The organism is Erwinia sp. B116 (assembly GCF_002865965.1).
GTDB lineage: Bacteria > Pseudomonadota > Gammaproteobacteria > Enterobacterales > Enterobacteriaceae > Erwinia.
Map to the genome: position 1 here is coordinate 132,302 of NZ_JRZZ01000003.1, position 10,379 is coordinate 142,680.

The 10,379-nt window shown below is 60.5% G+C and carries 6 protein-coding genes; 1 reads left to right on the forward strand and 5 read right to left on the reverse strand.

The genetic code is table 11. The annotated features are described in order from the left end of the window. Positions 1-34: 34 nt before the first annotated feature. From NV64_RS03425 to NV64_RS03440, 4 genes are all read right to left on the reverse strand, one after another. The gene (locus NV64_RS03425; RefSeq protein ID WP_101505327.1) at positions 35-1,447 is read right to left on the reverse strand and encodes an efflux transporter outer membrane subunit; all 1,413 of its coding nucleotides are present in this window, start codon (positions 1,445-1,447) and stop codon (positions 35-37) included. Further along, a complete protein-coding gene (locus NV64_RS03430) occupies positions 1,437-4,565 on the reverse strand; it encodes an efflux RND transporter permease subunit (protein ID WP_101505328.1) in 3,129 nt (1,042 codons plus the stop codon). Before NV64_RS03430 ends, NV64_RS03425 begins: the two co-directional genes overlap by 11 nt. Positions 4,566-4,574: 9 nt before the next feature. Beyond that, entirely contained in the window at positions 4,575-5,702 is a 1,128-nt protein-coding gene (locus tag NV64_RS03435; protein ID WP_101505329.1) for an efflux RND transporter periplasmic adaptor subunit, read from the reverse strand. Positions 5,703-6,028: 326 nt separating this feature from the next. Continuing rightward, positions 6,029-7,744, reverse strand: a complete 1,716-nt coding sequence (locus NV64_RS03440; RefSeq protein WP_056231972.1) for a penicillin-binding transpeptidase domain-containing protein — start codon at positions 7,742-7,744, stop codon at positions 6,029-6,031. 482 nt (positions 7,745-8,226) lie between these two features. On the opposite strand from NV64_RS03440, the gene NV64_RS03445 reads away from it, so the two are divergent. After that, positions 8,227-8,772, forward strand: coding sequence for a hypothetical protein (locus tag NV64_RS03445; RefSeq protein ID WP_146005441.1), 546 nt, complete (start codon positions 8,227-8,229; stop codon positions 8,770-8,772). A 49-nt stretch (positions 8,773-8,821) separates the two neighbouring features. On the opposite strand, the gene NV64_RS03450 is transcribed toward NV64_RS03445, so the two are convergent. Next, the coding region (locus NV64_RS03450; RefSeq protein ID WP_233208912.1) for a molybdopterin-dependent oxidoreductase at positions 8,822-10,379 on the reverse strand (1,558 nt) is incomplete at its 5' end.

Below are 10,379 nucleotides of genomic sequence, written 5' to 3' on the forward strand. Positions count from 1 at the left end.
GTTGCGTAAGAAGTACAGGATCCATCCCGCCCGGTCAGGATTTCCAGCCGCCCCCCAGCGCCTTATACAGCGTGATCTGCTGATTCAGCTGCCCCAGCTGCGTGGTAATTCTCGCCTGCTGCGCGCCGTAGAGCGTGCGCTGGGCCACCAGCACGTTAAGGTAGTTGTCCACCCCTTCGCGGTAGCGCAGCGTCGCCAGGTCATAGTTTCGCTGGCTGGCTTTTTCGTCCAGCTGCCGCGCCTGCAGCTCGTCACGGTAGGTATCCTGCCCGGCCAGCGCATCGCTGACGTCCTTAAAAGCGCTCTGAATCGCCTTCTCATAGTCGGCAATCTCAATGCGCTTCTGCAGCTTCGCAATATCCAGATTTGCCGCGTTTACGCCGCCGTCGAATATCGGCAGATTGATGCCCGGGGCAAACGACCAGGCGCCGCTGCCGCCGGAGAGCAGGTGCCCGAGGCTGCCGGAGCTGGAGCCGCCGCTGGCGGTCAGGCTGATGCTCGGGAAGAAGGCCGCGCGCGCCGCGCCGATGCTGGCATTGGCGGCCTTCAGAGTATGTTCTGCCGCGATAATATCCGGTCTGCGGGTCAGCAGATCGGACGGCAGCCCGGCCGGGGTGGCCGGGAAGCGCCACGCGTTATCCAGCCGCGCGTCGGCCAGCAGATTAGCCGGCAGGTCACTGCCCACCAGCAGCGCCAGCGCGTTCACATCCTGGCGCACCTGACGGGTGTAGCTGGCCACGTCGGCCTGCGCGGTGCGCACCGAGGTTTCGGCCTGCAGCAGATCCTGCTCGCTGGCCACACCGCCGTTATAGCTGCGCTGGGTCAGGTTGTACGAATCCTGCTGGCTGTTCAGCGTGCTGCCGGCCAGCGCCAGCAGCTGGTTGTCTGAGCAGAGCGACAGGTACGCCGAGGCCACTTCGGCAATCAGTCCGATCTGCGTGGCGCGCTCGCTGGCGGCGGTGGCCAGGTACTGCTCCAGCGCCTGGTCGCGCAGGCTGCGCAGACGACCAAAGAAGTCCAGCTCCCACGAGGTAACGCCCAGGCTGGCGTCATACTGATGGTAGGTGACCGGGCCGCTGGACTGGGTGCTGTACAGCCCGCCCGGCAGATGGGTGCCAGTGCCGCCCGCGCTGAGGTTAACCGACGGCAGCAGTGCCGCACGGTCAATCTGTACCTGGGAACGCGCCACTTCAACGTTCAGCGCCGCCACCCGCAGGTCACGGTTATTTGCCAGCGCGCTGGCAATCAGCTTATTCATCACCGGATCGGTGAAGAAGGTCTGCCAGCGGATATCGGCACCGTTGCCCTCGTCGCTGGCGCCGTACCGGTCATACTGGCCTGCTACCGGCAGCGCCGGGCGCTGGTAATCCGGCTGCATGGTGCAGCCGCTCAGCGCCAGCAGCAGCGCCAGCGGCAGCACTCCGAGAGAAAAAGCCTTATGCGTCATTCTGTTGGACCTCTGTTTTGATTTTCTTTTTTCCGGCAAAACGCTGCGCCACTACCACGTAAAACATCGGTACAAAGAAGATGGCGAGGAAGGTCGCGGTGATCATGCCGCCGACCACGGCGGTCCCGATCGAGTGCTGGCTGCCGGCCCCGGCGCCGTGGGAGATGGTCAGCGGCAGCACCCCGAGCACGAAGGCCATCGACGTCATGATAATGGGCCGGATGCGCAGCTTCGCCGCCTCCAGCGCCGCTTCAACCAGTCCGCGTCCCTCTTTTTCATGCAGGTCTTTGGCAAATTCGACGATCAGAATGGCGTTCTTCGCCGCGAGTCCGACGGTGGTCAGCAGCCCCACCTGGAAGAACACGTCGTTTTCCAGCCCGCGCAGCAGCACGGCGAGAAGGGTGCCGAGCACCCCAAGCGGCACCACCATCAGCACCGAGAAGGGAATCGACCAGCTTTCATACAGCGCGGCCAGGCACAGAAACACCATCAGAATCGACAGGGTATACAGCGCCGTAGTCTGTGAGCCGGACGACTGCTCCTCCCAGGAGAGGCCGTGCCACTGCACCTTAAAGCCCGCCGGCAGTCTGGCGGCAATCTCCTGCACCGCTTTCACCGCGTCGCCGCTGCTGTAACCGCTGGCCGGGGACCCCATAATCTCCACCGCCGAGACGCCGTTAAAGCGTTCATAGCGCGGCGAGCCGTACTGCCATTCACCGCTGCCAAAGGCGGAGAACGGTACCATGGTGCCGCTGGAGTTACGGAAGTACCATTTGCTGAGGTCTTCCGGCGTGACGCGTGAACCGGCGTTACCCTGCACATAGACCTTCTTGACGCGGCCGTGGTAGATAAACTGGTTCACGTAGCTGGAACCCCAGGCGGTGGAGAGTTCGTTGTCGATATCCTCCAGGCTGATGCCCAGCGCCCGCGCCCGTTCATCATCGATAATCAGGTGGTACTGCGGCTCATCCTCCATGCCGTTAGGACGGGTGGCGAACAGCCGTTTATCCTGTGCCGCCATGCTGAGGAACTGATTACGCGCCGCCATCAGCGCCGCATGCCCCTGGTTGCGGGTGTCCTGCAGGAAGAAGTCGAAGCCGGTGGCGTTACCCAGCTCCATCACCGCCGGCGGCACCAGCGCAAACACTCTGGCATCCTTCATGCTGGCGAAGTGGGCCATGGTGCGCGCGGCAATCTTCTGCACCGACTGGTCACTGTTGCGTTCCGCCCAGGGTTTGAGCAGCACAAAGGCCATCGCGCTGTTCTGGCCGCGCCCGGAAAAGCTGAATCCGTTAGGTTCAAATACGGAGGTTACCGCCGGTTCGTTCTTCGCCAGCCACTGCTGGATCTCATCCAGCACCTGCTGGGTACGCTCGGTGGAGGCGTTGGTTGGCAGCGTGACCTGCATCATCATCACCCCCTGATCCTCATCCGGCAGGAACGAGGTGGGCACCCGCGTGAACAGGTAGCCGGTAGCGACGACGATCGCCAGGTAGATGACGAGGAACAGGCCACGGCGTGAGATCACCGTCCCCACGCCGCGGGTATAGTGCAGCGTGCCGGCGTCAAACCTGCGGTTGAACCAGCCCGCCAGCCCGGTGGTTTTCTGCTCGGCCGCGCTGGGTTTAAGCAGCGTGGCGCACAGCGCCGGGGTAAAGGTCAGCGCCATCAGCACCGACAGCACCATTGCCGACACGATGGTGATTGAGAACTGGCGATAGATAACCCCGGTGGAGCCGCTGAAGAAGGCCATCGGCAGCAGCACCGCCGACAGCACCAGCGCGATACCAAACAGCGCGCCCTGGATCTGCGCCATCGACTTGATGGTGGCGGCCTTCGGATCAAGATGTTCGTCGTGCATCACGCGCTCGACGTTCTCCACCACCACGATGGCATCATCCACCAGCAGGCCGATGGCCAGCACCATGCCGAACATGGTCAGGGTGTTGATGGTGTAACCGCAGGCGGACAGGATGCCGAAGGTGCCCAGCAGCACCACCGGCACCACCATGGTGGTGATCAGCGTGGCGCGCAGGTTCTGCAGGAATACCAGCATCACCAGGAACACCAGCGCAATCGCCTCAAACAGGGTTTTCACCACCTCCTCAATCGAGGCGCTGACCACCGGCGAGGTGTCATAAGGGAACTCTACTTTCACCCCGGCAGGCAGCGTGTCTTTCAGTCCTTCCACCGTGGCTTTCACCGCGTTCACCGCATCCAGCACGTTACCGCCGCTGGCCAGACGCAGCGCCATACCCGCTGAAGGCTTACCGTTCTGGGTCGCCGAGATGCTGTAATCCTGTGGGCCGAGATCCACGCTGGCCACGTCGCGCAGCCGCACCTGGGAACCGTCGGTATTGACCTTCAGCAGGATATTTTCAAACTGCGATATCTTCTGGAAACGGCTTTTCCCGACGATGGTGGCGCTGAACTTCGCCCCCTCAATGGTCGGCAGCCCGGCCAGTTTACCGCTGGAGACCTGCACGTTTTGCTGGGTGATGGCGGTGGTGACGTCACTGGGGATCAGCTGATACTTGTACAGCTTCGCCGGGTCCAGCCAGATGCGCATGCCGTATTCAGAGCCCAGTACGAAGAAGTCACCCACGCCGGGCGTGCGCGCAATCGGATCTTCCAGTCTGGAGACCAGCAGATCGGCCAGGTCACCGTTACTCATCCTGCCGTCGGTCGACACCAGGCTGACCACCAGCATAAAGTTAGCCTGGTACTTGCGGACGTTAATCCCCTGCTGGGTGACTTCCGTCGGCAGCTGCGACTCGGCCAGCGACACCTTGTTCTGCACCTGCACCTGGGCGATATCGGGATCGGTGCCCTGATTAAAGGTGACGATAATGGTGGCGCTGCCGTCGCTGGCGCTCTGTGATTCGATATAGCGCAGATTATCAATGCCGTTCAGCTGCTGCTCAATCACCTGCACCACGGTATTCTGGGTGGTTTCCGCGCTGGCGCCCGGATAGGTGACCGCGATCGAAATGGCCGGTGGCGCAATGTTCGGATACTGATTAACCGGCAGCTGCAGGATCGCCAGCGCCCCCACCAGCATCACCACTATTGCGATTACCCAGGCAAAAATCGGGCGCTCTATGAAGAATTCAGACATCAGATTTCCTTACTGCGCGGAGGGATCGGCGGTGGTTAAGTTGGCCTGCGGCGTGGCTTTGATCTGATGCTCGCTGGGGTTTACCTGGCTGCCGACGTGCAGGTTTTGCAGGCCATCCACCACCACCCGGTCACCGGCCTTCAGCCCGCTCTCCACCAGCCATTTACCGTGCTGCATCTCACCGGTGGTTATCGTCTGCTGCGCGATGCGGTTATCGGCCTGCACCACGTAGACATAGGGCCGCCCTTTGTTGTCGTGCATGATCGCCTCCTGCGGGGCGAGGATCCCCTGCTCCGCTATCCCCTGCGGGAAGCTGGCGTGCACAAACATGCCGGGCAGCAGCAGACGTTTCGGGTTAGGAAAGCGCGCGCGCATGGTCACGCTGCCGGTACTTTCATCGACGGTGACTTCCGAAAATTCCAGCTGCCCCGGTTCGTCGTAGGCGGAACCATCTTCCAGCGTCAGTTTTACCGCCGCGGCGTTGTTACCCACCGCCTGCAGCTTGCCGTCGGCCAGCGCGCGCCGCTGGCGCAGCAACGCCTGCGAGGATTCGCTGACGTCAACGTAGATCGGGTCCAGCTGCTGGATGGTGGTGAGGTAACTGCTCTGGCCGCTGGTCACCAGCGCCCCCTCGGTGGAGAGCGAGCGACCGATATGCCCGGTAATCGGCGCATAGACGTGGGTGTAGCTGAGGTTAACGCGGGCGGTTTCGAGATCGGCCTTCGCCTCTTTGGCACTGGCCGCCGCATCCTCGTAGGTTTGCTGGCTGACCGCATGCGCGGCGGCGAGCGGCTTGTAGCGGTTGGCCAGCGTCTGCGCATTACTCAGCGTGGCCTGCGCTTTATCGAACGCCGCCTGATACGTTGCCGGATCGATCAGATAGAGCGGATCGCCCGCTTTGACCTCACTGCCCTCTTTAAACAGACGCTTCAGAATAATGCCGCTGACCTGCGGACGGACCTCTGCGGTTCTGACCGCGGTGGTACGGCCGGGTAACTGGCTTAACAGGGTGACCGTTTCAGCGGACAGCGTGACCACCCCGACATCAACGGGCTTATTGCTGGCAACCGGGGCTGCCGTCTGGTCGCAGGCGGCCAGCAGCAGAGCCAGACTCGCGGCAGAGATCCTTAAGCGCATGGTGAATTCTCTTTTAGATGTGATTTGATTAATAATGTGAGTGATCATTCTCATTTCAGGACGTCATTATAGAGAACCTGTAATTCGAAGGTGTTAAGTTTCTGCTAAAGATAGTGTCGAAAGGCTACAAAATAGCGGCGGTACGTGCCGAACAGGTTGAACTCCGACGGATGACCAGCGTAACCTGAACACGTTATTGCTGCTGAAAGGAGAGAGTAAGCGTATCGCTCGCAATTGTGACGGTGTTTACCGGCTGAAAGAGATGCGGGGTGGCCGCTGCGGCGCCGCATAAATCACGGCGAGGCAGCGGCCAGGGGGTAACCGGCTTAGCCGTGGGTGTAGATGGCATCCGGTGGAATATTCATATGCTTCAGTACCGGCCCGATGATGTTACCAAACACCGGTGACGCCACCGATCCGCCAAAGTGATCGCCCGCGGTTGGGTGGTTAATCATAATCACCAGCGCCACCTGCGGATTACTGGCCGGGGCCACGCCGGCGGTATAGTTAATGTACCCCCCGTCGTATTTGCCGCTGTCACCCATTTTTTCGGCAGTGCCGGTCTTGATCGCCAGCCGGTAGCCGGGAACGGCGGCGCGCACGCCGCTGCCGCCCGGCAGGGCATCACTCTCCATCATATGCACCACTTCACGCACCGTCTGCTCGTCGGCCACCCGCTGGCCGAGCACCGGCGGGCTGACTTTGGTAATCGACAGCGGACGATAAATGCCAAATGAACCCAGCGTGGCGTACTCGCGGGCGATCTGCAGCGGCGTGACCCGCAGGCCGTAACCAAAGGAGAAGGTGGCACGCTCGATATCCGCCCAGCGCTGGCGATGCGCCGGGAAGTAGCCGACGCTTTCACCGGTCAGCCCCAGTCCGGTAGGTTTGCCCAGGCCAAACGACTGATAGGTGTCCACCAGCACCTGCGCCGGCATCGCCAGCGCGATATGCGACACGCCGATGTCGCTGGATTTTTGCAGAATGCCGGTCATGGTCAGCCGCGGCCAGTGACCAACGTCGCGGATCAGATGGCCGTTAACCCGGTAAGGCGTGGTGTCCAGCACCGAGTCCGGCCGCACCAGCTTGCGCGCCAGCCCCTCCATAACCACCAGCGGTTTTACCGTGGAACCGGGTTCATAGCTGTCGTTAATTGCCGCGTTGCGCATCTGGTTCGGCGCAACGTCGGCGAAGTTGTTCGGGTTGAAGGAGGGGTAGGAGGCCATACCGAGGATTTCGCCGGTGTCGATCTTGATCAGCACCGCCGCGCCGGAATCCGCCTTGTTCAGCAGTACCCCATCGCGCAGCTTGCTGTACATCGTAAACTGGTCGAACTTATCAATACTCAGCTGCACCGTTGGCGGCTGGCGCGGTGGCTCGTAGTCGATCATGGCGATGATGTTGCCACTGGCATCCTGACGATACTTCTCCACGCCTGGCGTCCCCTGCAGTAGCTTATCAAAGCCTTTTTCCAGCCCGGTCAGGCCGCTGTTATCCGCCCCGACGATCCCCAGCAGCGGCGCGGTGGCCTCGCTCATCGGGTAAAAACGGCTGTCGTCATAGCGGGTGCTGATACCGGCCAGATGCAGTTTGGCAATATCTTTGGCGATGCCCAGTTCAATCTTGCGCCCCAGATAGAGGAAGCGCCGCTGTGGGTTAGCGTTAATCTGAGCCGCCAGCTGCTCCGGCCGCTGCTCCAGCGCATTCGCCAGATACTGCCATTTGGCGTTGGTGAAATCCGGATGCGCCTCCAGCACCCGCTGCGGATCGGCAATAATATCGCGTGAAGGCACGCTCAGCGCCAGCGCTTCGCCGTTGCGATCCAGCAAGGTTCCCCGGTTGGTCGGCAGCGTCACCGTGCGCAGCGAACGTTCATCGGCCTGCTTTTCCAGCATGGGATGATTGATTAACTGCAGATCGGCCACCCGCGCCAGCAGGAAGACCAGGCAGGCCATCACCCCACAGCAAACCCAGCGAAAACGAACCGGGTTAAAGGTGGGAGCGGGCTGTGAACGCGTCGGCATTTTTTTTAGCGGGGGCATGTTTGTTCCATTGCAGATGCCTGATAAGTTTCTGGCATTTATACAAAAATCGCGTGAAGGATGACAGGGGAACAGTGTTTCAGATCGTGTTTATGGCGGGCAAAAAAAACCTGCGCATCTGCGCAGGTTGGTGAAAAAAAGCGATAATACTTTTGATGTTCACCCATCAATACCTCTGGGACTTGAACTGTAGCAATCTGCCGCATTCCGGCGCTATACGCGAATCGCAACAGTTAACCGCAAAGTGTAACCAGCTATGTGATTTGTAGGGCTTTTCGCAATCTTTTGCTCACCCTTCCTCACGCCTGACAAAATTCTTCGTAGCGGCTTCCGGATTTGATTAAACGTGGTTTTCATCGGCGGAAAAGTGGGTAAATATCGACCTGTTCATTGTGTGAACAGGGGATTTATGACTCAATAGAGAGCGGGCTGAAGAAGCAAAGCGGCGGCCCGCCACCACCAAAAAAAAGGGATGTCAGGCAATGGGTGCGGTTAAAGAAAAAACTGTCGCTTCTTTTCAACATCAACGATTGGGGCCGCAGGCCCGTAGCAGGGAGCAGCATATGGCTAATTTTGCCGAACAGTTTGGGCAGATGCAGCATGACATCGGGGTGATTAAAATCGATCAGGCGGTCATGATGACCCGCTCTGAACATTTTGCCACCCGGAGTGAGCTACATGAGGTAAAACTGGATGTTCAGGTACTGAAAACTGATGTTCATAATTTAAAACAAGACGTTAATGAGCTTAAAGGCGATGTTCGCGTTCTGAAAGTGGATGTTCAGGAGTTAAAAGTGGATGTTCTGGCGCTTAAAACCGATATGAAGCAGGTAAAAACCGAGCTGCATGAGTTCAAAGGCACCTTCGATCTGTTCAGAACCGAGGTGGGCAAAGCCTTCGCCGACGCGGAGATCCGCACCAACGATCGCTTTGACGCCCTGAATAGCCGCATCACCTGGACGCTGCTCGCGCCGGCCATCCTTGGCATCATGGCCTGGTTTGCCAAAACCGCCCTGCTGGCGGCCTGATTCGGGCGCATTTCCCCCATCCGGCCATCCGCAGGACACCTGGTGTCGGTTACAGACCGCCTTCCGCCTTTTTAATTTCGACCAGACAGCTCATCGCGTTCGGCCCCTGCGTCAGCGATGAAGTACCGATATCCAGCGTTAATACGTTCGGGTTACCGGCACGGTCATAGGGCTGCCACGCTTTACCAAAGCCGGGATCGAACCAGGCGCCGGTGGCAATCAGCACCACGCTCTGGCTGACGCCGTCGGTGATGCGCACCCCGGCCTGCATACGTCCGCGATCGTTACTGACCTCAATCACCTCACCGTCAACAATTCCGCGGGCGGCAGCATCCAGCGGATGCATCCACAGCGTTTCACGTCCGGCGGTTTTATTGGCCTGCACCGACGGCGTAGCGTCCATCTGGCTGTGCAGGCGATCGGCAGGCTGGATCGAAATCATATGCAGCGGGAAGCGCTGGCTGGCGTCGGCCCCCAGCCATTCACGCGGCGGCTGCCACTGCGGGTGCGGCGCAAAATCCTCCAGCTGATAGCCGGCGATGGTGTCACTGTAGAGCTCAATCCTGCCGCTGGCGGTCTTGATCGGATGGGCCACCGGATCATGGCGGAATTCCTGCATAAACACCCAGTCTTTCTCCGACGGCGGGATCTCCACGTGCCCCTGCTGCCAGAAGGTGTCAAAGTCCGGGAAGTCGATGCCCTTGCCGCGGTGCGCCAGCGCGCACTGCTGGTAGAGGTGTTGGATCCACCCCATTTCGCTGCGGTTTTCGGTGAAGGTCTCCCGGTAGCCGAGGCGCTCGGCCAGATCGGCGAAAATATCAAAGTCGTGACGCGCCTGATGCTGCGGCTTAATCGCCTGATGCATCGCCAGCACAAAGCGGTCCTTTGACGAGCCGCCAATATCGTTACGTTCCAGCGTCGTCGTCACCGGCAGCACGATATCCGCCATCTGTGCCGCCGGCGTCCAGACGATATCCTGCACGATCACCGTGTCCGGCCGCTGCCAGCCCTCTACCAGACGGTTGAGCTGCTGATGATGGTGGAACGGGTTGCCGCCCGCCCAGTGCACCAGATGGATCTCCGGATAGGTGTGCGTTTCGCCCTGGAAGGTGTAGGGCGTGCCCGGATGCAGCAGCATATCGGCAATGCGCGCCACCGGGATCGCCTGGCTGGCGATCGGGTTCACCCCGGTTGACATCAGCGGTGAAGGCCCTTCAGTACGCGGATTGCCGACGCTGTTCATCGAGCCGTGACCAAACGAGAACCCGCCGCCGGGCAGGCCGGGCTGACCGAGCATCGAGGAGAGCGCGATCATCATCCAGTACGGCTGTTCGCCGCGATGGGCGCGCTGAACCGAATAGGAGCAGGTGATAAAGCTGCGCTGGCCGCACAGCTGCTGCGCCAGCAGGCTGATGCGGGCAGCAGGAATGCCGGTGATCTCACTGGCCCACTGCGGCGTTTTCGGCTGGCCATCGCTTTCACCCAGCAGATAGGCGCGCAGCTGCGGCCAGCCGACGCAGTGCGACTGCAGGAAGCCGCTGTCCACCGCTCCCCGCCGTTCAATCTCAAAGCCCAGCGCCAGCATCAGCGCCACGTCGGTGTTAGGC

Excerpts from the sequence above, each read along its gene's own strand:
- NV64_RS03440 (WP_056231972.1), bottom strand. The coding sequence starts at position 7,744 with ATGCCCCCGCTAAAAAAAATGCCGACGCGTTCACAGCCCGCTCCCACC.
- NV64_RS03445 (WP_146005441.1), top strand. The coding sequence starts at position 8,227 with ATGGGTGCGGTTAAAGAAAAAACTGTCGCTTCTTTTCAACATCAACGA.
- NV64_RS03435 (WP_101505329.1), bottom strand. The coding sequence starts at position 5,702 with ATGCGCTTAAGGATCTCTGCCGCGAGTCTGGCTCTGCTGCTGGCCGCC.
- NV64_RS03430 (WP_101505328.1), bottom strand. The coding sequence starts at position 4,565 with ATGTCTGAATTCTTCATAGAGCGCCCGATTTTTGCCTGGGTAATCGCA.
- NV64_RS03425 (WP_101505327.1), bottom strand. The coding sequence starts at position 1,447 with ATGACGCATAAGGCTTTTTCTCTCGGAGTGCTGCCGCTGGCGCTGCTG.